The sequence below is a fragment of the Pararhodobacter sp. genome (assembly GCF_034676545.1).
In the GTDB taxonomy this organism is placed as follows: domain Bacteria; phylum Pseudomonadota; class Alphaproteobacteria; order Rhodobacterales; family Rhodobacteraceae; genus Pararhodobacter.
The window spans coordinates 735086-758161 of sequence record NZ_JAUCBZ010000015.1 but is presented as its reverse complement, the minus strand read 5'-3'; the positions used below and the strand labels follow the sequence as shown (position 1 = coordinate 758161).

The window sequence follows — 23076 nt, the reverse complement described above, 5'->3', positions numbered from 1 at the left end:
TGGTTACCGAAGTGCCCCCGAGGCGCGCAATTCATCGGCACGCGCCTGATCAAACCACCACCAATCCAGCGCCCCGGATGAGAATCGCGGGAAATCGGCCGGGTGGCGGAAAATGTCCCAATAGGCGATCCATTCATTGGCGCTGTAATGCGTGGGCACCATGATCAGTTCCCAACGCAACACCCGGTCGAGCACGCGCAGGGCCGTATCGCGCGCCTCGGGTGTCTCGGCGTTGAGCGAAATGTCGATCACCCGATCCACCAGAGGGCTGGCCAGTCCGGCGGGGTTGAACAGGCTATAGGCCGCGGCCTCGGAGCCATAGCGCTGGTGCAGTCCGGTGCCGGTGTCGAGGAATGCGATGTAGGAATCATAGATGATGTCGTAATCGCGGTCCCGCTCACGTTCGGTGTATTGCGCGGGGTCGATGCGTTGGGCGGTTGCCTGAATGCCCAGCGCCGCCAGGTTTTGCGTGAAAGTCTCGATGATCGCTTCCAGCGTCGAGGACCCGGACGAGGCAAAGGGCAGCTCGAGGGTGAAGGCCTCGCCATCGGCGTTGCGGCGGATACCGTCATTGCCGACAACCCAGCCCGCGTCCTCCAGCAAGCGGTTGGCGCGGCGCAGGTTGCGACGGTCCTGCAACACATCCGCCGACGAGCTATGCGCCATGACGGCGGGTTCGGTCAGCAACTCGGGCGGGACCAGATCGCCCAGCGATTCCAACAGCGCCAATTCGTCGCCCTCGGGCACGCCCCGCGCCTCCAGCCGGGTCCCTTGTGAATAGGAATAGCGCTGCGACATCAGCCCGTATTGCAACTGCTGGTTGGTCCATTCGAAATTATAGGCCAGCGAGATGGCTTCGCGGACGCGCCGGTCTTGCAGGCGTTCGCGGCCAAGGTTGAAAACAAATCCGGCGGGGGTTGGCGGGTTGCCATCGGGGATCTCGGCGCGAACGACATCGCCGCGCGTGACCGCGGGAAAGTCATAGCCGATCGCCCATTGGCGCGAGTTCCCCTCGGGCCGGTAGGTGTATTCGCCGGTCTTGAACGCCTCGAAAGCGGCGGCGTCATCGGCAAAATACTCAACGCGAATCACATCAAAATTGTGTCGCCCGACGTTTTGCGGCAGGTCGTTGCCCCAATACTCCGGGTTGCGACGATAGGTGATGCGGCGATTCACCTCGTAACTGTCGAGCATATAAGGGCCGGAACCGGGCGAGATTTCCATCCGGGATTCATCGAGCCGCGCGCCGGTTTCTTCGTACCAACGCTGCGAGAACACGGGCGTCGAGCCCACCTGATCAATCAGGCTGCGCCGCGAAATGTCGGGCGCAAACTCGAACCGCACGGTGTAATCATCCACAGCCTCGGCATTGATGACGCGCTGGCGGACGGCCTCGGCATAGCTGGGCAAGCCCTGTTCAAGGAAAAGATTGTGAGAAAACACGACATCGGCGGCGGTCAGTGGCGTGCCGTCTGAAAACCGCGCCTCGGGCCGCAGGTGAAAGATCACCCAATCCTTGGTTTCCGGGTATTCGAGGCTTTCGCACAGCAGGCAGTAATATTCGCCATACACGTCTGCCGGGGCCGCATCGCCAAACGGGGCGCCGGTTTCCAGCAAGCTTTCATAGATGGATTGCGAATAGCGCCCGGCACGACCGCGGCGCGTATAGGGGTTCATCGAATCGAACGTTCCCGGCGCCCATTCCGAGATCTCGCCGCCCTGCGGGGCATCCGGGTTGACGTAGTTGAAATGCGCGAAATCCGGCGGATAGCTGAGGTCGCCATAGAACGAATACCCATGCGCCGCGATCATGCTGGCGGTTTCCTGCCCCTGCGCCGCGTTCGCAATGCCAAGCGCCGCCAGCGCCATGACCCCACCGGTCAACAAACTGCGAAGCCCGGCATTGGGGCTGGCGGTCACGGCGCGGGCTTGGGCACGCTGGGTCATGGGGCTACTCCTGTTTTTCGTTCGACTTCTAGGGGTCAAACTGCGTTGGCACAGCTAAATCCACCCACTCGCCCGGTTCAAGTGGCGATTGCGTGAGTGAGGGCGATACCGGGTTCAATTCGGCGGTAGAACAGCAAAAAGGGCCGCGCACAGGATGTGGCGGCCCCAAGTGGATGATGTGACATCGCTTATTGCGACGCGGCCTCAAGATAGGCGATCAGGTTCATGCGGTCCTGAATGTCGCGCAAACCAGCATAGCTCATCCGGGTGCCCGGCGCGGCAGAGCGCGGGTTCTCCAGGAAGGTGTTGAGGGCTTCGACGGTCCAGGTATCGCCCAGCGCCAGCAAGGCCCCCGAGTAGTTGAAGTCGGCAATTGTATCAATGCCGCGACCGACGACGCCATGCAGCGACGGCCCGGTGCCATTGCGGCCCTCTTCGAGCGAGTGACAGGCGCGGCAGTTGCGCCACAGCGATTCACCAGCCGCCGCGTCAGCCTCGGCATAAAGCGCGGCAACGTCGATCACTTCGGGCTCTGTCGGCGCAGCCTCGGCCGCACCCTCTTCCGGTGGCAGCGGATAGACCGCGTGCGCATGCGCGGCATCGTGGCCCGGCATGTAAATGCTCTCAGCGGCCCATTTGCCGACGAGAAAGATAAGAAGCGCTGCACAAAGCCCCGCCACAATTTTCGTTATAACCATGGTATCGAACATGTCGCGTCCCGTGCCCAAGCAGAATTGTGGCACTTCTACCCGCTTCCCCTTGGCAAATTCAAGGGATAGTTACCGCGACGAAACGATCAAAGTGCGTCAAATGACATCGGACGCATGAAAGTAGAGGCCAAAATGACCAATCGTATCGCCTTTCAGGGTGAGCTCGGCGCGTATTCCCATGAAGCTTGCGCCAATGCGCGGCCGGGTATGGAGGCCCTGCCGTGCCGCACTTTTGATGACGTTATTGATTCTGTAAACGAGGGCAAAGCGGATCTGGCGATGCTTCCGGTCGAAAATTCGACCTATGGTCGGGTGGCGGATATTCACCGGCTACTGCCCGAAAGCGGATTGCATATCGTCGACGAAGCCTTCGTGCGGGTGCGCATTGCACTGATGGCGATGCCTGGCACAAAATTGAGCGATATCCGCCATGTGCGCGCGCATCCGGTGTTGTTGCCACAAGCCCGGAAATTCCTGGCGCGGCACGGGATCACCTCGGAGGCGGCGGTCGATAGCGCCGGTGCGGCGGCGGAACTTCCCGGCCTTGGCGATCCGGGGCAAGGCGTGTTGGCCAGCGAGCTGGCGGCGCAGACCTACGGATTGGAGGTTCTGGCCCGCGATCTGGAGGATCACGGCCACAACACCACGCGATTCCTGATCATGGCGCCCAAGGCCGATATGACGCGGCGTGGCGAACATGGCATGGTGACCACCTTTGTCTTTGAGGTGCGCAACATTCCCGCCGCGCTGTACAAGGCGATGGGCGGGTTTGCCACGAACGGCGTGAACATGACCAAGCTGGAAAGCTATATGGTCGGCGGGGTGTTCACGGCGACCCAATTCTATGCCGACATCGAGGGGCACCCGGACGACGCGAATGTAAAACTGGCGCTGGATGAGTTGCGGTATTTTACCAATTCGTTGAAAATCCTGGGAACATATCCGCGCGATCCGGCGCGCGATCTGGCCGGCGAATAACCCTTTGCGCAGGACGGGCGGGAAGGCGCTAGGCAGAGCCATGCGCCCGGGTTAGGTTTCGGACAAACACTCAGGAGGACATTGATGGAACAGTTCCACACAGGGCGCCACGCGCTGATCACCGGCGGCGGCACGGGCATTGGTCTGGCAATTGCGCAGGTTTTGGCGGCACAAGGCGCGCAGGTCACGATCACCGGGCGGCGCGGCGATGTGCTCGAGGCGGCCGCCGCCGCAACCCCCGGTCTGCATCCGTTGGTGATGGACGTGGCCGTCGAGGACAGCGTGGTCAAGGGCTGCGCCGAGGCCATCGCCGCACGCGGACCCGTCACCATTTGCGTCGCCAACGCCGGTATCGCCGAGGGTAAATCCATGGCCAAGATGGACATGGCCTTCTGGCGCAACATGATGGCGATCAATCTGGACGGCGCCTATCTGACAGCCCGCGAAACGCTGCGCGGCATGCTCGCGGAACAATGGGGCCGGATGATTTTCGTCGCCTCGATCGCCGGGCTGAAGGGGCTCAAGGGCGCACCCGCTTATACCGCCTCCAAACACGGAATGATCGGCCTGATGCGTGGATTGTCCGAGGAATACATGGGCAGCGGCATCACCTTCAACGCGCTGTGCCCCGGGTATGTGGATACCGATATCGTCACCCGCAATACGCTGTCCATTGCCACGCGTGCCGGCATCGACAATGAGAAGGCCCGCGAAATGATGACGAAAACCAACCGTCACAAGCGGCTGGTCACGGCCGAAGAAGTCGCCGCCGCGGCCAATTTCATCTGCGCTCCGGCCTCTGGCAGTTTCAACGGGCAAACCGTCGAAATCGCCGGCGGTCAGATGTAAGGACCAAGCCATGCCCAGCCTCAGTCGCATCACCGAGGGCGTGCCCTTGGTCGCCATTGTCGCGACATTTGCGCTGGGCGGCATCGGCGGGCTTGCGGCCATGGTGGCCGGATTGCCGCTGGCCATGTTGTTGGGCAGCATGGTCACCACCGCCGCGGCGGCCATGCTGGGGGTCCGGTTCTTTGGTCACGCGCCGGCCGTTCCGCAGTCGTGGCGCTTTGTGCTGGTCCCGGTTATCGGTGTCGCCATCGGAGCCAGTTTTCCGCAGGATTTCATCGACCAGGCGCAGCGCTGGTGGGTGACAATCGCCGCACTTTTCGCCTTTATTCCCGTCGCTCATGCGCTCGGCTACGCGCTGTTTCACAAGCTCGGGCGCCTTTCGCCGCAAACCGCGTATTACGCCGCCATGCCCGGCGGTTTCGTCGAATCCCTCGATATGGGCGAGAAGGCCGGGGCCGATATGACGATGCTGATCATGCTGCAATTCTTGCGGCTGATCTTGTGTATCGTGCTGATTCCCATCGGGTTTTCCATCTTCGAAGGGCACGCCGTCGGCAGTGGCGCAGGCATGTCTTTGGGCCCTCGGTCAACGCTCACGGCGCTTGACGTGGGGGTGCTGGGGTTCCTGGCGGTGGCGGGCTGGCTCATCGCCTCGAAGCTGCGCATACCCGCCGCCGTTCTGGCCGGGCCGTTGCTGCTGAGCGGGCTTGCACATGCCACGGGGTTCACGGATGCGGCGCCGCCAATCTGGACCATTCAGGTCACGCAATGGGTGATGGGAACATCGCTGGGCGTCAGACTGGCAGGGTTCACCAAGGGGCAAGCCGGGGTGGCGGTCGTCCTGTCACTGACTCAGATTTCGCTGGTCTTGCTGATTGCCCTGGGCGTCGGGCTGGTTCTTGCCGGGCCGGTCGGAGAGCCGGTCGCCGCCGTGATCCTGGCTTTTGCGCCGGGCGGTGTGACCGAGATGTCGCTGGTCGCCCTGTCGCTGCATCTCAGCGCGGTGTATGTGACCCTGCACCACTTGGCGCGCATCATCCTTACGGTGTTTGTGGCGCGTCTCGGGCAGCGGTTCCTGCCGCCCGCCGTGTGAGTATGCCGTGTGATTATTTCGTCAGAATCAGCTTGCCGGCGCGGGTGATCCGCAGATCATAGATCTTGCCGTCGAGGTCGATCCGCGCCTGTGTTCCGCCACTGGTAAGCTGGCGTGCGGAATGCACGGGCAGGTCAACCGACTGGGCCTCCTCAAAGCTGGATTGCGAATAATGGGACATGCGAACGCTCCTGATTTTTCCGGATTTCTGCCGAAGTCGCGCGCCCAAGTCAATCCCGATTCTTTTACTCAGTATTATTTTTTTCCGGCTCGGGAAACACGCTCCGCCTGATGCGCAGCCGACGGGTTGCGCCGCTTCAGCACGGGTTGAGCTTTGGGATTTGCGGGCGTAGCTCTAGGGGTCTGGACCTTGGAGGAAGCGTGCGATGCGGGTGTTGATCAATGGATTCGGACGGATTGGCCGCACGGTCCTGCGGGCGTGGCTGCGAGGCGATTGGCCGGGGATTGAGATCGTCGGCATCAACGACATCGCGCCGGCTGAAACCTGCGCATATCTTCTGGAATTCGACAGCGTGTTCGGACCGCTGAAAGGTGGCGTTGAGCAAATCGACGGCGCGCTACTGGTCGCCGGCCATCGGATACCGCTGACGCGACAGGCCGATCTGACGGCGCTGGACCTGAATGGCGTCGATCTTGTGATGGAATGCACGGGCAAGGCCGACGAGCGCGCGGTTGCCGAGCGCGGGCTGCGGGCCGGGGCGCGGCGGGTGTTGATCTCCGGCCCGTCGGAGGCGGCGGATGTGACCTTGGTGCTGGGCGCGAATGACGCGCTGTTGACGCCCGCGCACCGCATCGTCTCGAATGCGTCCTGCACCACGAACGCGCTGGCGCCCTTGGTGCGCCAACTGGACGACGCCTTCGGGATCAAAGCGGGCTGGATGACCACAATTCATTGTTACACCAGCAGTCAGCCGACCATAGACGCGCCGCGCAGCCCGGATTTGGCCCGCAACCGCGCCGCAGCGCTGTCGATGGTGCCGACGACAACCTCGGCCGGGATCCTGCTGGACCGGGTCTTGCCCGAGATTGCCGGTCGGATCGAATGCGCCGCCGTGCGGGTGCCGACCGCCAGTGTCTCGGCGGTGGATCTGTGCGTGGTGCCCCGAAAACCGGTCAGCGTTGAACAGGTCAACGCGCTGTTGCAGACCGCAGGCGGCGTGATGGGCTGGACGCAAAAGCCGCTGGTCTCCTCGGACTTGCGCGCGCGGCCCGAAAGCATCGTGATGGCCCTGCCGGAAACCCGGGTCACGGGCGGCGGAATGCTGCGGGTCTTTGGCTGGTACGATAACGAATGGGGGTTCTCGTGCCGGATGTTGGACATGACGCAGCGCATGGGCGAGCGGCAATGACCAAGGCCGAAATCCTGACACGGGCCTTTGCGACGGGGCAGCAGATTGCGCCGTTTTCCGATGCCGAGCCTGCGTTCGATCTGGCGGCGGGCTATGCGGCACAGCGCGCGTTGACCGCCCTGCGCGTCGCCGCCGGGGCCAGGATTATCGGCATGAAAGTCGGGTTCACCAACACGTTGATCTGGGCGCAATACGGCATTCAGGCGCCGGTTCATGCGCCGGTATTCGACACGTCGCTTGCGACGGGAACGGTGGCGATCGGCGGCTTCATGGAACCGCAGATCGAGCCCGAGGTGGTGCTGAAACTGCGCGCCACACCAACCCCAGACATGGATGACGCAGCGCTGCTTGCCTGTATCGAGGCCGCGGCACCGGGGTTTGAAATCGTGCACTCCGCTTATCCGGGCTGGCGGTTCAAAGCCCCGGATTCGGTGGCCTCGGGCGGGATGCACGGGGCATTGGTGCTGGGCGATTGGGTGCCGGTGGATCGCAGCTGGATGGATCGGCTGACACGGTTCCGCGTCACCCTGTCCTGTGATGGCGCGGTGTTGGAGGTCGGGCAGGCCACCAACCTGCTGGGCGCGGGGCCGCTGGCGGTCTTGCGGCATCTGGTGAGCCTCGACAGCGCCGATCCCCTGCCCGCGGGCAGTCTGGTGAGTACCGGCACTGTCACCCGGGCGATGCCAATCCAACCGGGGCAAGATTGGCACGCCGCGTTCGAGGGTTTGGGCTTTGCCCCGATCCGCGTGCGGCTGACCTGAGGCCTATTCGCCCGGCTTTGCCAACATGCGCCCCAGCATACGGCCCGCCAGGATATGCACATGCAGGTGCATGACTTCTTGCACGCCGTGATCACCACTGTTGGCAATCACGCGATAGCCCGCGCCACCCTCACCCGGCTGAATGCCAAGGTCGCGACACACGGTGCCAATGGCGGCGACAAAATCGGCGCGCTCGGCGTCCGAAGCTTCGAGGGCAAAGTGATCAAAGGTCACAAACGGGCCTTTGGGGATCACCAGAATATGCGCCGGCGCTTGTGGGCGCACGTCGTGAAACGCCAGGGAATGCTCGGTTTCCAGCACCTTGTTGCAGGGGATTTCGCCACGCAGGATCTTGGCGAAAATGTTGTTGGTGTCATAAGTGTAGGCCACGGTCATAACTCCGGCTTTTGCATGGTTTCGCAAACATCAGGCGTAAAGACCCGGCGCTGCTGATGTTCAGTGCATGAGAGCTTGCGGCGTTGGGCAAAGCCATCGCCGCATGGTGCAGAAAAACGTTACTCGGCGTCGCTGGCCCAGCCGGAAACGGCTTTGACCTCGAGGAAATCCTCGATGCCCCAGACGCCGCCTTCGCGGCCCTGACCCGAGGCTTTCATACCGCCAAACGGCGCGCCGCGACCGCGCGAGGTGCCGTTCATCTCGACCATGCCCGACCGCAGTTTGCGGGCCGCGCGGTTGCGCCGCGCGCCATCCTGCGATTGAACGTAATTGGTCAGGCCATAGGGCGTGTCATTGGCGATTTGCAGCGCCTCTTCCTCGGTGTCGAAGGGGATGATCGACAGCACCGGGCCAAAGATTTCCTCGCGCGCGATGGTCATGCTGTTGTTCACATCCGCGAACACCGTCGGGCGCACGAAGAAGCCACGGTTCAACCCATCCGGGCGACCAAGGCCACCGGCCACCAGCTTTGCGCCCTCGTCGATGCCAACCTGAATCAGGCCCTGGATCTTGTCGAACTGCGCCTGCGACACCACCGGGCCAATGTGGTTTCCGGCCTCATGCGCGCTGGCAACCTTGGTTTTTTCGGCCGTTGCGACGGCGGTTTCGACGGCTTTGTTGTAGATCGACCGCTCGACCAGCATCCGGGTCGGGGCGTTGCACGACTGGCCGGTGTTCTGGAAACAATGCCGCGCGCCGCGCACGACGGCTTTCTCATCGGCATCCGCAAAGATGATATTTGCCCCCTTGCCGCCCAGCTCCAGATGCACACGCTTGAGCGATTCCGCCGCGTTCTTGGAGATCGCGATGCCCGCGCGGGTCGAGCCGGTGAAGCTGACCATATCAACGTCAGGATGGCCCGACAGGCGCGTGCCAACCCCCATGCCGTCACCGTTCACCAGGTTGAACACGCCCGCCGGCACACCCGCTTCATGCAGGATATCCGCAAAGACCAGCGACGACAAAGGCGCGATTTCCGAGGGTTTCAACACCATCGTGCAGCCTGCCAGCAGCGCCGGGATCACCTTGAGCGTGACCTGATTCATCGGCCAGTTCCACGGCGTGATCAGCGCGCAAACGCCGACCGCCTCTTTGATGATGCGGTCATCGGGGGATTTCTCGTGCAGCACTTTCTCGAATTCGATTTCGTCAAACGCCCGAATGAAGTTCTGGATATGCCAAGTGCCCGAGCCCGACTGGTTGGTCTTGGCCATGTCGATCGGTGCGCCCATTTCCAGCGAAATCGCGGCGCCCATCTCATCATTGCGCGCAATGTAAACCTCAAGAATGCGCTTGACCAACGCAAGCCGCTCGGCCGGATCGGAGTACATGAAACCGGGCAACGCCGCCTTGGCCGCCGCTACGGCCGCGTCTGCATCGGCGGTGCCACCCAGCGAAATCACGGCAACGGATTCTTCGGTCGAGGGATCAATGACATCATAGTCCTGGCCGTCAATCGGGGCGACCCATGCGCCGTTGATGTAAAATTGGCGTTTGTCCAGCATCGTGGCCTCCTATGGAATTTTGCGTCACACTGTCACTCACCCGAGACAAGGGCAAGAGCGGGGGTTATCAATCATGGCGTCACTGCCTATCTGTCAGACAGACGCCTTCAAATTTCAACTGATGAGGACATCATGAGCCTGCGTATCAACGACATTGCCCCGAATTTCACCGCCGAAACGACTCAAGGCACGATCGATTTCCACGAGTATATCGGTGACAGCTACGCCGTCCTGTTCAGCCACCCCAAGGACTTCACGCCGGTCTGCACCACCGAGTTTTGGCCGCGGCAAAGCTGGCGCCCGAGTTCGCCAAGCGGAACTGCAAACTGGCCGGGATCTCGGTTGATGGCGTCGCCGAGCACCACGCCTGGATGGAAGACGTCAAAACCTATGGCGGCACCGCGATGAGCTTTCCGATCATCGCCGACAAGGATCTGAAGATCGCCAAGCTCTATGACATGCTGCCCGCCGAGGCGTATCTGCCCGATGGCCGCACGCCCGCCGATACCGCCACCGTGCGCACCACCTTCATCATCGGCCCGGACAAGAAAATCCGTCTGATGCTGATCTATCCGATGTCGGTTGGCCGCAACTTTGACGAAATCCTGCGCGCTTTGGATGCGATTCGCATGACCGACAACAAGCCCTTTGCAACCCCTGCCGATTGGCAGCCCGGTGATGACGTGATCGTTGCGATGTCGGTTTCAACCGAGGATGCCAAGGCCAAGTTCGGTGCGCTGGATATCCCGCTGCCCTACCTGCGCAAAGCAAAAGCGCCAAAGTAAGCAAGTAACTGATGCCCTGACCCGCCTGCGCAAGAATTTGCGGGCGGGTTTTTGTTTGCTCTCGCGGCGATGTGTTTGCGCGTGAACAGTTTGAGACGTGCAGCGCGCGTCAGGACACGGTATCAACCAGCTTATGAAAATTCGTACCCTCCTTGCTCTTGTGTTCCTGACCCCCGCGATGCTGGTGGGCCCGGCCACCGCCGCGCCGATTTCTCTGTCCGAGATATCGCGTTATTTCAATTCGTTCCGCACCGCCGAGGCGGATTTCACGCAGGTGAACCCGGACGGCACGCTGTCAACCGGGCGGCTGATGATCCATCGCCCGGGCCGCATTCGGTTTGAATACGCCGCGCCCGATCCAACGCTGGTTCTGGCGACGGCCGGGTCGGTGAATATCTTTGATGCGCGCTCAAATGCCGGGCCGTCCTCGTACCCTTTGGCGCGCACACCCTTGGCGCTGATTCTGGATGATACCGTCAACCTTGGCCGTGGCCGCATGGTCGTGGGCCATTATGAGGATGGGCCGACCACCAGCGTTGTCGCGCAAGACCCCGAGCATCCTGAATACGGCAATATTCGCCTTGTGTTCAGTGCCAACCCCACCGAGTTGCGGCAGTGGATCGTGACCGATGACACCGGGGTCGAAACCACGGTGATCCTGGGCACGCTGCGCACAGGTGTCTCTTTGGGGTCACTCCTGTTCAACCTCGACTCGGAATTGCAACGTCGCGGGATTCGGACAGACCGGTAACGGCGATTTATCGACGTCCGCAGCTTCGCAATTGCGCATCATACATGGCGGCGCGTTCGGCAACCCGGCCCGAGAGCTGGACCAGCCACGGCTTTGCGTTGTAACTGCCGCGCCGGTAACCCGCGTGTCCTTCGTGATACGAGAGATACAGATTGCGGGCATCCGTTGGCAGGATGCTGTTGCGTTCGTACGCCTCGCGCGCGTACCAGCCGATGAAATCCGTGGCATCGTCGATATCATCGCGTTCTGCGCGATGATTGCGCGTGATCTGCTGGTATTCTTCCCAGGTTCCGTCGAGCGCCTGACCATAGCCGAAGGCCGAGGACTGGCGGCCCAAAGGGATGACGCCCAGCGCGTATTGATGCGGGGTCCGCGCATCGCCGTCAAAGCGGCTCTCGGCGTGGATGATCGCCATTTGCACCGGCACAGGAACTGACCAGTTCCGCTCGGTTCTGCGCATTGCGCGGAAATATGCAGGGCGCTCCTGCGAAAGCGCGCAGGCATCATCCAGATTTCGCGGCGCCGTTTGTTCACGACCGCCACAGGACGCCAGCAGCATAACGACCGCCAATAAACGGAAAATATTGCTCATAGATCTGCCTCGGTAGTCTTTTGTTTTTTCTTTCACTACCGGAAAAACGGATTTGAGGAAACGCCTTTGCGATAAAAAACGAGTGTCTTGTCGCAGAAACACAAGAAATTCTCGCAAGCCGGCCTCATTTTCGCCATCTTTCACCACACTGTTTCCATGTCGACGGCGCCGACCGTATGGACGCGCCCCCATGACTCGCGTTAGAAAGCGTGGTTATGAATGAATCTATGCTCAGAACTCAGGCGAAATTTCAGCTGGGGCAGGTCGTCCGGCACCGCAAGCATCCCTTTCGGGGTGTGGTGTTTGACGTGGACGCCATCTTTACCAACACGCAAGAGTGGTATGACGCCATCCCGGAAGAGAGCCGCCCGCATAAAGATCAGCCGTTTTATCACCTGCTGGCCGAGAATGAGAACAGCTACTATGTGGCCTATGTATCCGAGCAGAACCTGGTGGCGGATGATACGGGTGAGCCGGTGGACCATCCGGATCTTGCCGATTTGTTCGGCGATTTTCAGGACGGGTTCTACCCGTTGCAAGTCCAGTTGAACTGACGCGCCGCCCCCACAGGGCCATCACCCGGTGCGTTCAGTCGAGATCGGACAACGGCACCAGCATTGACAGCGTGTTTCGCGGGCCATCGCGGCAATAGGTCAGGTCGGTCGTCAGGCAGCGAATGATGTGCCAGCCGAATCCGCCTTCGGGAATATCGGTCGGCGGCGCAATGACCGGCAGTGGCGGGTCCGGCGCGTCACCATCGGGCATCGGTCGGCCGGTATCGCTGATTCGGCACGACAACCCGCTTTGAAGCCGCTCCACCGACAGCTCTACCTGGCCGGGCGCGTCGGCGTAGGCGTGTTCGACGACGTTGTTGAGCGCCTCGGCAAGGATCAGCTCGATCGTTGCCAGATCGTCACCACCGACGCCTGCCTGTTTCAGCCTTTCCATGAGATCCTCGAGCACCCGTCTTGTCGCCCTGTCACCCGCCATGAAATTGCGCGCGAACATGGCGCTGTTTGCTGACGCCCCTCCAGACGGGTTGGACGGTGATCCCATGGCAATTCCCCTTGGCCCCAAGTTCATCCGACAGCCTTGAGGCCGGACGGCACCTGATCGTGGATGGTGAAGATGCTATCCATGCGCGTGAGGCGAAACACCTTGGCGACGGGCGGCGTCAGGCCCGCCAACTCCAGCGGTCGATCCTTGCCCAGCAGTTTCATGACCGCAACCACGGCCCCCAGGCCGCTGCTGTCCAGAAAGGTGACATTGGACAGATCGAGAACGACCGTGCCGCCCCCCTCTTGCGCGGCGCTGCGGACGCTTTCCTTGAAGTCGATGGCCACGGATGCGTCAACCCGGCTATCCGCGACGGTGATGATCAGGACTGACCCTGCGTGATGCGTGGTGATATCCACGAAACCCTCCGTTTTCCGGTCTGTTCCTTTAGGACGGTAGGGGCTAAGTCTTGATAAAAGGTTCACAACCAAGGGAGAGACTCATGGCGGACGTTGTTATCATCGGCGCTGCACGCACGGCAATGGGGGGGTTTCAGGGCGTATTCTCAGGGGTTCCGGCGGCAGATCTGGGCGGTACGGCAATTGCGGCTGCAATCGAGAGCGCCGGGGTATCGCCGGATGTCATCGAGGAACTGCTGATGGGTTGTGTCTTGCCCGCGGGACAAGGCCAAGCCCCCGCGCGGCAAGCCGGGTTCAAGGCGGGTCTGCGCCAGAACGTGCCAGCCACAACGCTGAACAAGATGTGCGGCTCGGGCATGAAGGCGGCGATGATCGCGCATGATCAGATCGCGCTGGGCGCAACCGGGATCATGGTCGCCGGTGGTATGGAAAGCATGAGCGAAGCGCCCTATCTGCTGCCCAAGATGCGCGGTGGCGCGCGGCTGGGGCATGGTCAGGTGATGGACCATATGTTCCTTGACGGGCTTGAGGACGCCTATGAAAAAGGCCGCCTGATGGGCACCTTCGCCGAGGATTGCGCCGAGAAATACCAGTTCACGCGCGAGGCGCAGGATGATTACGCGCTGGGGTCATTGACCAACGCTCTGGCGGCGCAGGGCGATGGCGCTTTTGATGGCGAGATCGCCGCGGTGACGATCCACACCCGCAAAGGCGAGGTGACAATCAGCATCGATGAGCAACCCGGCACGGCGCGGCCGGAAAAGATCCCCACGCTCAAGCCCGCGTTTCGCAAGAATGGCACGGTCACGGCGGCGAATTCATCGTCGATTTCCGACGGCGCGGCGGCACTGGTGATGGCCTCACGCGAGGCGGCCGAAGGTCTGGGCGCGACGATCCGCGCGACGATCCGCGGTCATACCAGCCACGCGCAAGACCCGGCTTGGTTCTCGACGGCCCCGGTGCCCGCAGCCAAGGCGCTGCTGGATCGGCTGGGATGGTCGGTCGACTCGGTTGATCTGTGGGAGGTCAACGAGGCTTTTGCCGTGGTGCCGATGGCCTTCATGCACGAGATGAACATCCCGCGCGAGAAGATGAACGTGAATGGCGGCGCCTGTGCCTTGGGTCACCCCATCGGGGCCTCGGGGGCGCGGATCATCGTGACGCTGCTGCACGCGCTCGAGAACCGTGGCCTCAAGCGCGGCGTGGCGGCGATTTGCATTGGTGGCGGCGAGGGTACGGCGATTGCCATCGAGCGCCCCTAAGCCCTCAGGGAACAGGCTGCCACATGTCGGCTGAGATCAGCCAGCCACCCTCGTCATGGGTGAAATACAGCATCGACCGGCCGTTCACATATTGAGCGGCCTGTCCATTTGGCTGAATCGTCGCGCGCCACACAAACACCATTGCCGCACGATCTGCGCCGCGTTCGGTGCGCGGGCGCGCGACCTCCAGAACCGAGTACCCGCTGGCGAAATTTTGCAGCCAGGCATCGCGAATAGCCGCGCGCCCTGCAACAACCGGGCGACCAGCGCCCAAGAGGATCCCGTCTTCGGCATACAGCCCCGCAATCGCGTCGGCATCACGCGCGGTAACGGCGGCAATCATCACGTCAACGGCCTCGCGCGGGTTGGCCACCGGGGCGGGGGTTTGGGCTGACAGCGTTGCACCCAAAAACAGGCTCAGCGTCAGGGGGATCAAGAAATTCGTAAACCGCATGATACGTCCTCTCGGTAAATGTTTGAAAAACGACATGAGTGTAAGCCCGAATGTTGGTTCTTCAAATCCCTGAACATGGCGCATCGTCTGACCAACCCGTAACACCCCGCGCAATTTTGTCAGTCTGTTGAAAACACGCTCTTTACCGGGCATAGAGTGCTCAGGAGGTGCCCCATGACGGCACAGATACTGCTGCTCTCCGGGGGGCTTGGGTTGTTCCTGTTCGGAATGCTCGTGCTCACGGACGCCTTGCGTCAACTGTCCAGCCGTCAGGTTCGGGGCGTTATCAGCCGCTTCACCAAATCTCCGTTGACGGGCGCGGTGGCGGGTGCGCTGACCACGGCGCTGACGCAATCCTCGTCGGCCACACTGGTCACCGTGATCGGCTTTGTCGGTGCGGGCATGATGACCTTCGCGCAGGCCATCGGGGTGATCTATGGCGCGAATATCGGCTCGACGATGATGGGGTGGATTGTCGCGATTGTCGGCCTCAAGTTCCAGTTGGGCGCGGTGGCGATGCCGCTGTTGTTGCTGTCGGTGCTGCTGCATCTGGCGGGCAAGGGTCGCTGGTCGCGGATCGGCTTGATGCTGGCCGGGTTCAGCATCGTGTTCATCGGCCTCGACATGATGCAACAGGCCGTGGACGGCGCCGAGTCCTGGCTGACCCCGGATCGCCTGCCGCCGGATACCCTGATCGGTCGGCTGTGGCTGGTCGCCGCGGGGCTGGTGCTGACGGTGGTGATCCAGTCGTCAGGGGCCGGGATGGCGGCGGTTCTGGTGCTGCTGTCGGCCGGCTCGGTGACGCTGGCGCAGGCGGTCGCGCTGGTGATCGGCATGAAGGTCGGCACAACCTTTACCGGGATCCTCGCGGCGCTGGGCGGCACGGCGGACATGAAACGCACGGCCCTGGCGCATACCGTGTTCAGCGCCTTGATCGGCGCTCTGGGCTTTGTTTCGATGGGGTTTGTGGTGCCGGTGTTGTCATCCTTGATGCCCGCCGAGGACCCCTTGGTTCTGGTGGTGTTTTTCACCGCGCTGAGCGTGGTGGCGATGCTGCTGATGCTTCCCGTGACAGAGCCCTTCGCCCGAATGATCGGTCGTTTGATCCCCGGTGGCGGCCCGTCCCTGACGGCGGCGCTGCACACCCATTTGTTGCGCGACCCACAGGCGGCGATGGATGCCACCCTGTCCAGCGCCAACGCCATTGCCGGTGCGTTGTTTGCAACGCTGGGCACCAACCTGCACCCCGAGGCACGCACGATCCACAGCGCTGCGCCTACCTTGCGGCTTGAGCAGGCGTTGGATGAGGTCCGGGAGTATCTGGCCCGCATCCAGATCCCGGCGGATGACCCGCAGGCGCGCAACCGCTATGCCGCGCTGCTGCACCTGATCGACCATCTGGGGCGTTTGGCGCATCAACTCATGGCCGAGGCGCACATGATGCCGCTGCTGGGCGATCCGGTTCTGCGCAGACCCGCCCGCGCGCTGGGCGCGGCAGCGCGGCGCGCCTCGATTGAGGGTGCCGGCATGAACGCCGCCGAGATGCAGCGGCTGGAACAACTGATCAAAGGCCGCACAGCAACGCTGCGCCGCTCTGCGCTGATGCGGGAACGGGTCGGTTTGGTCAGCGCGGCGGGGGTGTTCGATCTGACAGCGTCGATGCGCTGGCTGCACCGCACGGCGCACAACGCCGCGCGGATCCTGCACTATCGCGAACAGGCCGCCAGCGAGACGCCGGAACAGTCGTTGGCGGATCGCTTGGAGGTGCACGACGACGAGACACCGACCCCCTAGCGCCCGGGGATCGGTGCCAAGCTCATTGTGCGATCAGGCCGCGTCAAGGGCTGCGATGATCGCATCGCCCATCTGCGTGGTGGACACCGGGGTGCCGCCATCTTGCCCCATCAGGTCGGCGGTGCGCAGACCGTCGGCCAGAACCTTTTCCACGGCTGCCTCGACCTGATCGGCTTCGGTGCCCATGTCGAAGGAATAGCGCAGCGCCATCGCGAACGACAGGATGCAGGCGATCGGGTTGGCCTTGCCCTGGCCCGCAATATCCGGGGCCGAGCCATGCACCGGCTCATACAGTGCCTTGGGGCGACCGTTGGCCATCGGCAGACCCAGCGACGCCGAGGGCAACATGCCCAAGCTGCCGGTCAACATGGCCGCCGCATCGGACAGCAGATCGCCGAACAGGTTGTCGGTGACGATGACGTCGAATTGCTTGGGGTTGCGCACCAGCTGCATGGCGCCGTTGTCGGCATACATGTGGCTCAGTTCCACGTCCGGGTATTCCTTGTCGTGGATTTCCTGCACCACTTCGCGCCACAGGATGCCCGATTCCATGACGTTGGCCTTCTCCATCGAGCAGACCTTGTTGCCGCGCTTGCGGGCCAGTTCAAACGCCGAGCGCGCGACGCGGGCGATTTCCGATTCCGTGTAACGCTGGGTGTTGATGCCGACGCGCTCATTGCCTTCGGTGAAAATGCCGCGTGGCTCGCCGAAATACACGCCCGAGGTCAATTCGCGCACGATCATGATATCCAGACCGGCGACGATATCCTTTTTCAGCGACGAGAAATCGGCCAAGGCGTCAAAACACTGGGCCGGGCGCAGGTTCGAGAACAGGTCCATCTCTTTGCGCAGCCGCAGCAAGCCGCGTTCTGGTTTCACGCTGAAATCCAGTTTGTCGTATTTCGGGCCGCCAACCGCGCCCAGCAGCACCGCGTCCACCGCTTGCGCCTTGGCCATCGTGGAGTCTGTCAAAGGCGTGCCGTGCGCGTCATAGGCGCAACCGCCGACCAGATCCTCGGACACGTCAAACGTGATGCCGCGCTTGGTGCCGAACCAGCCGATGATCTTTTTGACTTCGGCCATGACCTCGGGCCCGATACCGTCGCCTGCGAGGATAAGAAGTGAAGGATTGGCCACGGTGGACTCCCTTGTGTTTTGCGATGCGCCAGCGGCGTAGCCTGTCGCTGACGGCTGGTCAAGGTAATGCCGGACGCAGGGGGCGACCCCTGCCGCGTCCGCATCTGTGGCTGTCGCAAATCGCGTGCGGCGTTGTGTTCATGCCGCCAGCGGCGATCAAGGGGTTCTGCGCCTTCTGTATCAATTTCGCGATGCCTCACAAATCGCAAAACCCAGCCCTCTTTCCTTCCCTCGCATCCTCTGGCATTCTGCGCCATGGAAACACAGCCCCCTCTTTGCATCGCAGTCTCGATCCTGTCGCATCCGTGCGGCGGCGAGGGTTTGGCATTTGACGTGAGAACCCTATGAAAAAATCCAGATCCCTTCCTATTGAATTCGCGCCGACCCACAAGCAGCGCTCGTTTACCAATGCCGCGCAGGCCGTCGCCCATCTGCTAGAGCTCTACACCGAGGCGATCGACTTTCTGGTCAGCCGCTTTCAACAGGTCATCGACGAGGGGCAGCCCTCGGCCCGCTACCGCGCGTTCTATCCGGAAATCCGGGTGACAACGACGACCTTTGACCGCCCCGACAGCCGCCTTGCCTATGGCTATGTGCCCGAACCCGGCACCTACGCCAGCAACGTGACCCGGCCCGACCTGTTCAAGAACTATCTGGAACAGCAGATCGGCCTTTTGCTGAAGAACCACAATGAGCCGGTGGTGATCGGCCAGTCCGACACGCCGATTCCGGTGCATTTCGCGATGGCCGCGCGCGGCGATATCGTCCTCAGCGGCGAGCTGACATTTCTGCTGCGCGACGTGTTCGACGTGCCGGACCTGTCAAACACCAACGACGAAATCGCCAATGGCGAAAGCGTGCGCAACGCGGATGGCTCGGCCCCCCTGGCGCCGTTCACCGCGCAGCGCGTGGATTATTCGCTGGCCCGCCTTTCGCATTACACCTCCACCGACCCGGTGCATTTTCAGAACCACGTCCTGTTCACCAACTATCAATTCTATGTCGATGAATTCGAGGTCTATGCCCGTCAGATGCTGGCCGATCCCGACAGCGGCTATACCGCCTTTGTCGGACCGGGCAATGAGATCATCACCAAAGCCTCGGCCGAACTGCCCACCCTGCCGCGTCTGCCGCAGATGCCCGCCTATCACCTCAAGCGCGCGAATGGGCAGGGGATCTCGCTGGTCAACATCGGCGTCGGCCCCTCGAACGCCAAGACCGCCACCGATCATATCGCCGTGCTGCGCCCGCATGCCTGGCTGATGGTCGGCCATTGCGCCGGCCTGCGCAACTCGCAGTCGCTGGGCGATTTCGTTCTGGCCCACGCCTATCTGCGCGAGGACAAGGTGCTGGACGACGACCTGCCGCTCTGGGTGCCGATCCCCGCGCTGGCCGAAATCCAGATCGCCCTGCAAGACGCCGTGGCCGAGATTGCCGCGCTGGACGGCTACGAGGTCAAACGCATCATGCGCACCGGCACCGTCGCCACCGTTGACAACCGCAACTGGGAGCTGCGCGAGGTCACCGGCCCGATCCAGCGCCTCAGCCAGTCGCGCGCCATCGCGCTGGACATGGAAAGCGCCACCATCGCCGCCAACGGCTTCCGGTTCCGCGTGCCCTACGGCACACTTTTATGCGTATCCGACAAGCCGCTGCATGGGGAACTCAAGCTGCCCGGCATGGCCAGCGCCTTCTACAAGACCCAGGTCGCGCGGCATTTGCTGATTGGCGTGCGCGCGATGGAGCACCTGCGCGAGATGCCCCTGGAACGCATCCACAGTCGCAAATTGCGAAGCTTTGACGAAACCGCATTCCTCTAGCCGGGGTTTCGCAACGTCACACCCATGTTTTTAAGCCTTTTTGCCTGTGATTTGTTGCTTAGTGATTGTCTGGCGCGCCACGAATCGGTACATCGCTTGCAGTTACACAGCGCAATCCGCAGGGGTTCCGCTCACAGTTTGACCAACGGAGACTGACAATGAACAAGCCGATGACCAAGACCCAGCTCGTTGCTGCCCTGGCCGAAGAGATGGACGCTGACAAGAAAGTGGCCGCCGCAGCCCTCGATGCCGTCGCGGCAATCGTTGCCCGCGAAGTCGCCGCTGGTGGCGCCGTGACCCTGCCCGGCGTCGGCAAAGTCGCCTGCCGCGCCCGCCCAGAGCGTCAGGTGCGCAACCCGGCCACCGGCGAGACGCTGACCAAAGCCGCCGACCGCGCCGTCAAGGTGACCATCGCCAAGGCTCTCAAAGACGCCGTCGCCTGAACGCAGGCCAGAGCGCAAATCAAAGGCCGCCCCCCCACCGGGCGGCCTTTTCAGTCTCTGTCAACCTCTTTGCGCCTTTCCTGATGCACCCGTCAGAAAGGCCGCTCCATGACCGATATCCAGCACATCCCGCTCGCTCAGATCGACGCCACCGCCCTCCTGCGCGACCGCCTGACCCTCGATGCCGATGCGCTTGGCACCCTGCAAACCTCGATCCTCAGCGACGGGTTGCGCCAACCGATCGAGGTTTTCGCCCAGCACGGCGACACCCCCTACGCGCTGATCTCGGGCCTGCGCCGCCTCACCGCCTTCCGCCAGATCCACGCCCGCCACCCGGACCGCTGCGCCACCATTCCGGCCTTTGTCCGCCAACCGCAGGACGTCGGCCAGGCGATGGCCCTCATGGTCGCTGAAAACGAGATCCGCGCCCCGATCACACCGTGGGAGAAAGGCGCGCTGATCCAGAGTTGCGTGGAGCACGGCCTCTACCCCAACCTCGATACGGCGACCGAGGCCCTGTTTCCCGCCCTCACCCGCCAGGCCCACTCGCGCCTGCGCGGTTTCGCGCTGGTCGTGCAGAATTTCGACGGCGCGCTCACCGATCCCCGCTCCCTCAGCACCCGCCGCATGGACCGCCTCGCCGCCGCCTGCCGCGCCGGGCTGATCGACCTGATGCACATGACCCTCGACGAGCATCGCGGCGCCGGGCTGGAAACCCAATGGCGCGCCCTCGTGCCCACCATCACCGAAGCCATTCTCACCCCGGAAGACCCCGAGTCCACCCCAACCGGCCGCCCCCGCCGCGCCCTGCGCCTCCACTCCGGCATCACCCTGCGCCGCGAATGGACCCGCACCGGCTGGCTCATCCGCATCAACGCGCGGCATAGCGAGCATCCGGAGATCGTGGATGATATTCTGGATCTGGTCGAGAAATGGTTTCAGGAGGGGCTAAATAATTAGATCGAAAGGGAGGTCGGCAATATCCCGCAATCTCTGGCCGTTAATCATCGTTTCAACGAGTTCAAGTGTTTCTCGTTCTTGCTCTCGTAGCGTTTCCACTAGCTCAGGAAGGGCGAAATGATAAACGCAATCAATATCACCTGTTCCTAATGCGATTGCCGCAATCCTCGACGGCGTGGGTTCAGCGGTAACTGCTACGATATGCGGCAGCCGTCCTTTTCTGTTGCGAACCAAGTTGAGCGCTTCTGAGCGGGTGTTTTGCACTCGATCAGAGCGTATCGTAAACTTACAACTGATCGACGCGTGAAGTGTCGGCCTTGCACCGTTGGCTGCGCGAAGCGCAGTTTGGCAAGCCACTGTCGCATCCACCAGCAGGGAGTCTTTGTTAATATTGGAGTCTTCTTCTGCAGACCGCACTACCACGACGTCTGGCTTGATCAGATAGTCTGTCCCAATATGCGTTTTAAGCTCACGGCTTGCATCAGACAGAATACGCAACTCTTCGAGGTGTGCATATTGGTCAAACCGTGAAATTGCCTGACCGCGTTCGACTAAAAATGTCCCGGGTCGAAGGTGAGACAGTTTAGAAAAAGCGTCTTGAATGAATTTCTGGCAAGCTAGCTCAAATAAGGTGCCGGAGGTTTGCCCAGCGGGTTTTTTAGTGTGGTCGATCGCTGGCCCAATTTTATTTATTAGGCAGATTGAAATCTCACCGCTGGCTTTTTGTGAAACGTCAGCAATGGAAGGTACGCCATTTGTAATGGTAATTGGCCCTGCAAGACAGTCTGCATGAAATTGCCTGCGTGCCTCAAGCATCCAAGCAATCATCACGCGACCGCGAAAAGGCGGCGACTGCTGATCGCGGACTTGATGTTCTGCGCCACAGCATGGGCAACTGGTGGGGGGAACGCATTCCCAACCTGTCGGTAGGAAGCTGTCTTCTTACCTGCAAATTGCCATTCGTCAGGAAACCCTTGTAGTCGAGCTGCCATGCGGACTGTCAATCGAGGGTGCCCGACAAAATCCTCATCAGGCGCGATCTCTGCCAAAGTTTTTCCGTTCACATGTAGCGATTCCCATGCTTTCCGTGCGCGAACGGGGCCAAGGTCAGGCCCCCCGTGCTTTTTCGACCCGCCAACAATCGTTGGGGCAATTTCATCGGCGAGATCGCGCCACTCTTGTGCGCCCTTCCACCCACGTTCTGACATCAAATCGTATAAGAGTTGGCCGACCGTTGGTGGTTTTTTCATGCCGCCAGTTGGCCACTCGAACTTGTCAGCGAACTCATTACTTACTGCAACAATAACTACTCGCGGCCGCAACTGCGAAACACCAAAATCGCTTGCATTGTAAAGATGCCAATCCGCGAATGTATATCCAAGTTTTCTGAGTTGGGTTCTCAGGTTCTGTCGGTAGTCATGAAACACAGCGTCCAGAAAACCACGGACATTTTCAAGTATGACAGCCTTTGGTCGGACTTCATCCACAACCCTTAGCGCATCAGGAAATAGATCGCGTTCGTCACTTGCGCCAAGTTGCTTTCCCGCTTTTGAAAACGGTGGGCACGGCACGCCCCCTGCAACCAGATCAACGCCGGCATATGGACGAGCATCAAATTTTGTCAGGTCTGCTTGCTCACCTTCTACAACATTCCATTCGGGTCTGTTTAAGCGGAGTGTTTTTCTGCACCAGTCATCTATTTCAACGAGCGCCTCATGTTGAAAACCAGCCTGCTCAATACCTAGAGCCTGTCCACCGGCGCCGGCGCAAAGCTCAAGGGAGGTTAGGTTGCCTGTCATGTGAAACCTCGTACTATTGAATAGAGCACATACAGCGCAAACGTGAACAAAATGTCAACATCGTAACTCGATTATTGGCACCCTACGGGCGATCGCGGGGGTTATTCGTACCGGAAAACCTTTCCCAAAGGTTAATCCTGCACGCTAACCCCTCGAAATCACATGTCCCCCACTCTGTCCCACGGGGGGACATGT

24 protein-coding genes and 1 pseudogene are annotated in these 23076 nt (G+C 61.5%); 13 read left to right on the top strand and 12 right to left on the bottom strand.

What is annotated here, in order from left to right:
- Window positions 1-3 precede the first annotated feature (3 nt).
- The gene (locus VDQ28_RS07140) at window positions 4-1947 is read right to left on the bottom strand and encodes an extracellular solute-binding protein (protein ID WP_323035272.1); all 1944 of its coding nucleotides are present in this window, start codon (window positions 1945-1947) and stop codon (window positions 4-6) included.
- Window positions 1948-2135: 188 nt separating this feature from the next.
- On the bottom strand, window positions 2136-2561 hold the full coding sequence (locus tag VDQ28_RS07135; protein ID WP_323035271.1) for a c-type cytochrome: 426 nt from the start codon (window positions 2559-2561) through the stop codon (window positions 2136-2138).
- A 228-nt stretch (window positions 2562-2789) separates the two neighbouring features.
- Between VDQ28_RS07135 and VDQ28_RS07130 the strand changes: the two genes are divergently transcribed.
- From VDQ28_RS07130 to VDQ28_RS07120, 3 genes are all read left to right on the top strand, one after another.
- Window positions 2790-3635: a prephenate dehydratase gene (locus VDQ28_RS07130; RefSeq protein WP_323035270.1), complete on the top strand. Its 846-nt coding sequence runs from the start codon at window positions 2790-2792 to the stop codon at window positions 3633-3635.
- Between the two features lie 84 nt (window positions 3636-3719).
- Window positions 3720-4484: an SDR family oxidoreductase gene (locus tag VDQ28_RS07125; protein ID WP_323035269.1), complete on the top strand. Its 765-nt coding sequence runs from the start codon at window positions 3720-3722 to the stop codon at window positions 4482-4484.
- A gap of 10 nt (window positions 4485-4494) precedes the next feature.
- Window positions 4495-5577, top strand: a complete 1083-nt coding sequence (locus tag VDQ28_RS07120; protein WP_323035268.1) for an AbrB family transcriptional regulator — start codon at window positions 4495-4497, stop codon at window positions 5575-5577.
- A 13-nt stretch (window positions 5578-5590) separates the two neighbouring features.
- On the opposite strand, the gene hemP is transcribed toward VDQ28_RS07120, so the two are convergent.
- The gene (hemP, locus tag VDQ28_RS07115) at window positions 5591-5758 is read right to left on the bottom strand and encodes a hemin uptake protein HemP (protein WP_323035267.1); all 168 of its coding nucleotides are present in this window, start codon (window positions 5756-5758) and stop codon (window positions 5591-5593) included.
- A 205-nt stretch (window positions 5759-5963) separates the two neighbouring features.
- Here hemP and VDQ28_RS07110 point away from each other — a divergent pair, with 205 nt between their 5' ends.
- Together VDQ28_RS07110 and VDQ28_RS07105 are read left to right on the top strand one after the other, a co-directional pair.
- Window positions 5964-6947 (top strand): type I glyceraldehyde-3-phosphate dehydrogenase, encoded by a 984-nt coding sequence (locus tag VDQ28_RS07110; protein ID WP_323035266.1) that lies wholly within the window; start codon window positions 5964-5966, stop codon window positions 6945-6947.
- Window positions 6944-7708: a 2-keto-4-pentenoate hydratase gene (locus VDQ28_RS07105; RefSeq protein WP_323035265.1), complete on the top strand. Its 765-nt coding sequence runs from the start codon at window positions 6944-6946 to the stop codon at window positions 7706-7708. Before VDQ28_RS07110 ends, VDQ28_RS07105 begins: the two co-directional genes overlap by 4 nt.
- A 3-nt stretch (window positions 7709-7711) precedes the next feature.
- Here the strand turns inward: VDQ28_RS07105 and VDQ28_RS07100 are convergent, their stop codons facing one another.
- Window positions 7712-8098, bottom strand: a complete 387-nt coding sequence (locus tag VDQ28_RS07100; protein ID WP_323035264.1) for a histidine triad nucleotide-binding protein — start codon at window positions 8096-8098, stop codon at window positions 7712-7714.
- 125 nt (window positions 8099-8223) lie between these two features.
- The gene (locus VDQ28_RS07095) at window positions 8224-9669 is read right to left on the bottom strand and encodes an aldehyde dehydrogenase family protein (protein WP_323035263.1); all 1446 of its coding nucleotides are present in this window, start codon (window positions 9667-9669) and stop codon (window positions 8224-8226) included.
- Window positions 9670-9801: 132 nt separating this feature from the next.
- On the opposite strand from VDQ28_RS07095, the pseudogene VDQ28_RS07090 reads away from it, so the two are divergent.
- Window positions 9802-10454: pseudogene (locus VDQ28_RS07090) on the top strand (peroxiredoxin).
- A gap of 133 nt (window positions 10455-10587) precedes the next feature.
- Entirely contained in the window at window positions 10588-11205 is a 618-nt protein-coding gene (locus VDQ28_RS07085) for an outer membrane lipoprotein carrier protein LolA (protein ID WP_323035262.1), read from the top strand.
- A 7-nt stretch (window positions 11206-11212) separates the two neighbouring features.
- Here VDQ28_RS07085 and VDQ28_RS07080 read toward each other — a convergent pair whose 3' ends face one another.
- Window positions 11213-11797 (bottom strand): lytic transglycosylase, encoded by a 585-nt coding sequence (locus tag VDQ28_RS07080; protein WP_323038085.1) that lies wholly within the window; start codon window positions 11795-11797, stop codon window positions 11213-11215.
- Window positions 11798-12024: 227 nt separating this feature from the next.
- Here VDQ28_RS07080 and hspQ point away from each other — a divergent pair, with 227 nt between their 5' ends.
- A complete protein-coding gene (gene hspQ / locus VDQ28_RS07075; RefSeq protein ID WP_323035261.1) occupies window positions 12025-12351 on the top strand; it encodes a heat shock protein HspQ in 327 nt (108 codons plus the stop codon).
- 34 nt (window positions 12352-12385) lie between these two features.
- On the opposite strand, the gene VDQ28_RS07070 is transcribed toward hspQ, so the two are convergent.
- Both VDQ28_RS07070 and VDQ28_RS07065 read right to left on the bottom strand, forming a co-directional pair.
- Window positions 12386-12853, bottom strand: a complete 468-nt coding sequence (locus tag VDQ28_RS07070; protein WP_323035260.1) for an ATP-binding protein — start codon at window positions 12851-12853, stop codon at window positions 12386-12388.
- Window positions 12854-12876: 23 nt separating this feature from the next.
- Window positions 12877-13212 (bottom strand): STAS domain-containing protein, encoded by a 336-nt coding sequence (locus tag VDQ28_RS07065; protein ID WP_323035259.1) that lies wholly within the window; start codon window positions 13210-13212, stop codon window positions 12877-12879.
- A gap of 83 nt (window positions 13213-13295) precedes the next feature.
- Between VDQ28_RS07065 and VDQ28_RS07060 the strand changes: the two genes are divergently transcribed.
- Window positions 13296-14474, top strand: coding sequence for an acetyl-CoA C-acyltransferase (locus VDQ28_RS07060; RefSeq protein WP_323035258.1), 1179 nt, complete (start codon window positions 13296-13298; stop codon window positions 14472-14474).
- A 4-nt stretch (window positions 14475-14478) separates the two neighbouring features.
- On the opposite strand, the gene VDQ28_RS07055 is transcribed toward VDQ28_RS07060, so the two are convergent.
- Window positions 14479-14928, bottom strand: a complete 450-nt coding sequence (locus VDQ28_RS07055) for an SgcJ/EcaC family oxidoreductase (protein WP_323035257.1) — start codon at window positions 14926-14928, stop codon at window positions 14479-14481.
- 174 nt (window positions 14929-15102) lie between these two features.
- Between VDQ28_RS07055 and VDQ28_RS07050 the strand changes: the two genes are divergently transcribed.
- Window positions 15103-16722, top strand: coding sequence for a Na/Pi symporter (locus tag VDQ28_RS07050; RefSeq protein ID WP_323035256.1), 1620 nt, complete (start codon window positions 15103-15105; stop codon window positions 16720-16722).
- Window positions 16723-16755: 33 nt separating this feature from the next.
- Here the strand turns inward: VDQ28_RS07050 and leuB are convergent, their stop codons facing one another.
- Window positions 16756-17859 (bottom strand): 3-isopropylmalate dehydrogenase, encoded by a 1104-nt coding sequence (gene leuB, locus VDQ28_RS07045; protein WP_323035255.1) that lies wholly within the window; start codon window positions 17857-17859, stop codon window positions 16756-16758.
- A 344-nt stretch (window positions 17860-18203) separates the two neighbouring features.
- Here leuB and VDQ28_RS07040 point away from each other — a divergent pair, with 344 nt between their 5' ends.
- The 3 genes from VDQ28_RS07040 to VDQ28_RS07030 all read left to right on the top strand — a co-directional run bounded on the left by VDQ28_RS07040 (window position 18204) and on the right by VDQ28_RS07030 (window position 21082).
- Complete coding sequence (locus tag VDQ28_RS07040) at window positions 18204-19679, top strand: AMP nucleosidase (RefSeq protein WP_323035254.1); 1476 nt, start codon at window positions 18204-18206, stop codon at window positions 19677-19679.
- Window positions 19680-19837: 158 nt separating this feature from the next.
- The gene (locus VDQ28_RS07035) at window positions 19838-20122 is read left to right on the top strand and encodes an HU family DNA-binding protein (protein ID WP_323035253.1); all 285 of its coding nucleotides are present in this window, start codon (window positions 19838-19840) and stop codon (window positions 20120-20122) included.
- A 108-nt stretch (window positions 20123-20230) separates the two neighbouring features.
- Window positions 20231-21082, top strand: a complete 852-nt coding sequence (locus tag VDQ28_RS07030; RefSeq protein WP_323035252.1) for a ParB/RepB/Spo0J family partition protein — start codon at window positions 20231-20233, stop codon at window positions 21080-21082.
- On the opposite strand, the gene VDQ28_RS07025 is transcribed toward VDQ28_RS07030, so the two are convergent.
- Together VDQ28_RS07025 and VDQ28_RS07020 are read right to left on the bottom strand one after the other, a co-directional pair.
- Complete coding sequence (locus VDQ28_RS07025; RefSeq protein WP_323035251.1) at window positions 21071-21898, bottom strand: NgoMIV family type II restriction endonuclease; 828 nt, start codon at window positions 21896-21898, stop codon at window positions 21071-21073. The genes VDQ28_RS07030 and VDQ28_RS07025 overlap by 12 nt on opposite strands.
- 11 nt (window positions 21899-21909) lie before the next feature.
- The gene (locus tag VDQ28_RS07020) at window positions 21910-22881 is read right to left on the bottom strand and encodes a DNA cytosine methyltransferase (RefSeq protein ID WP_323035250.1); all 972 of its coding nucleotides are present in this window, start codon (window positions 22879-22881) and stop codon (window positions 21910-21912) included.
- Window positions 22882-23076: the final 195 nt, after the last annotated feature.

Bases quoted from the DNA above. Each gene is read 5' to 3' on its own strand.
- VDQ28_RS07140 (WP_323035272.1), bottom strand. From the start codon at position 1,947: ATGACCCAGCGTGCCCAAGCCCGCGCCGTGACCGCCAGCCCCAATGCC.
- VDQ28_RS07135 (WP_323035271.1), bottom strand. From the start codon at position 2,561: ATGCCGGGCCACGATGCCGCGCATGCGCACGCGGTCTATCCGCTGCCA.
- VDQ28_RS07130 (WP_323035270.1), top strand. From the start codon at position 2,790: ATGACCAATCGTATCGCCTTTCAGGGTGAGCTCGGCGCGTATTCCCAT.
- VDQ28_RS07125 (WP_323035269.1), top strand. From the start codon at position 3,720: ATGGAACAGTTCCACACAGGGCGCCACGCGCTGATCACCGGCGGCGGC.
- VDQ28_RS07120 (WP_323035268.1), top strand. From the start codon at position 4,495: ATGCCCAGCCTCAGTCGCATCACCGAGGGCGTGCCCTTGGTCGCCATT.
- hemP (WP_323035267.1), bottom strand. From the start codon at position 5,758: ATGTCCCATTATTCGCAATCCAGCTTTGAGGAGGCCCAGTCGGTTGAC.
- VDQ28_RS07110 (WP_323035266.1), top strand. From the start codon at position 5,964: ATGCGGGTGTTGATCAATGGATTCGGACGGATTGGCCGCACGGTCCTG.
- VDQ28_RS07105 (WP_323035265.1), top strand. From the start codon at position 6,944: ATGACCAAGGCCGAAATCCTGACACGGGCCTTTGCGACGGGGCAGCAG.
- VDQ28_RS07095 (WP_323035263.1), bottom strand. From the start codon at position 9,669: ATGCTGGACAAACGCCAATTTTACATCAACGGCGCATGGGTCGCCCCG.
- VDQ28_RS07085 (WP_323035262.1), top strand. From the start codon at position 10,588: ATGAAAATTCGTACCCTCCTTGCTCTTGTGTTCCTGACCCCCGCGATG.
- VDQ28_RS07080 (WP_323038085.1), bottom strand. From the start codon at position 11,797: ATGAGCAATATTTTCCGTTTATTGGCGGTCGTTATGCTGCTGGCGTCC.
- hspQ (WP_323035261.1), top strand. From the start codon at position 12,025: ATGCTCAGAACTCAGGCGAAATTTCAGCTGGGGCAGGTCGTCCGGCAC.
- VDQ28_RS07070 (WP_323035260.1), bottom strand. From the start codon at position 12,853: ATGGGATCACCGTCCAACCCGTCTGGAGGGGCGTCAGCAAACAGCGCC.
- VDQ28_RS07060 (WP_323035258.1), top strand. From the start codon at position 13,296: ATGGCGGACGTTGTTATCATCGGCGCTGCACGCACGGCAATGGGGGGG.
- VDQ28_RS07055 (WP_323035257.1), bottom strand. From the start codon at position 14,928: ATGCGGTTTACGAATTTCTTGATCCCCCTGACGCTGAGCCTGTTTTTG.
- VDQ28_RS07050 (WP_323035256.1), top strand. From the start codon at position 15,103: ATGACGGCACAGATACTGCTGCTCTCCGGGGGGCTTGGGTTGTTCCTG.
- VDQ28_RS07040 (WP_323035254.1), top strand. From the start codon at position 18,204: ATGAAAAAATCCAGATCCCTTCCTATTGAATTCGCGCCGACCCACAAG.
- VDQ28_RS07035 (WP_323035253.1), top strand. From the start codon at position 19,838: ATGAACAAGCCGATGACCAAGACCCAGCTCGTTGCTGCCCTGGCCGAA.
- VDQ28_RS07030 (WP_323035252.1), top strand. From the start codon at position 20,231: ATGACCGATATCCAGCACATCCCGCTCGCTCAGATCGACGCCACCGCC.
- VDQ28_RS07025 (WP_323035251.1), bottom strand. From the start codon at position 21,898: ATGCTTGAGGCACGCAGGCAATTTCATGCAGACTGTCTTGCAGGGCCA.
- VDQ28_RS07020 (WP_323035250.1), bottom strand. From the start codon at position 22,881: ATGACAGGCAACCTAACCTCCCTTGAGCTTTGCGCCGGCGCCGGTGGA.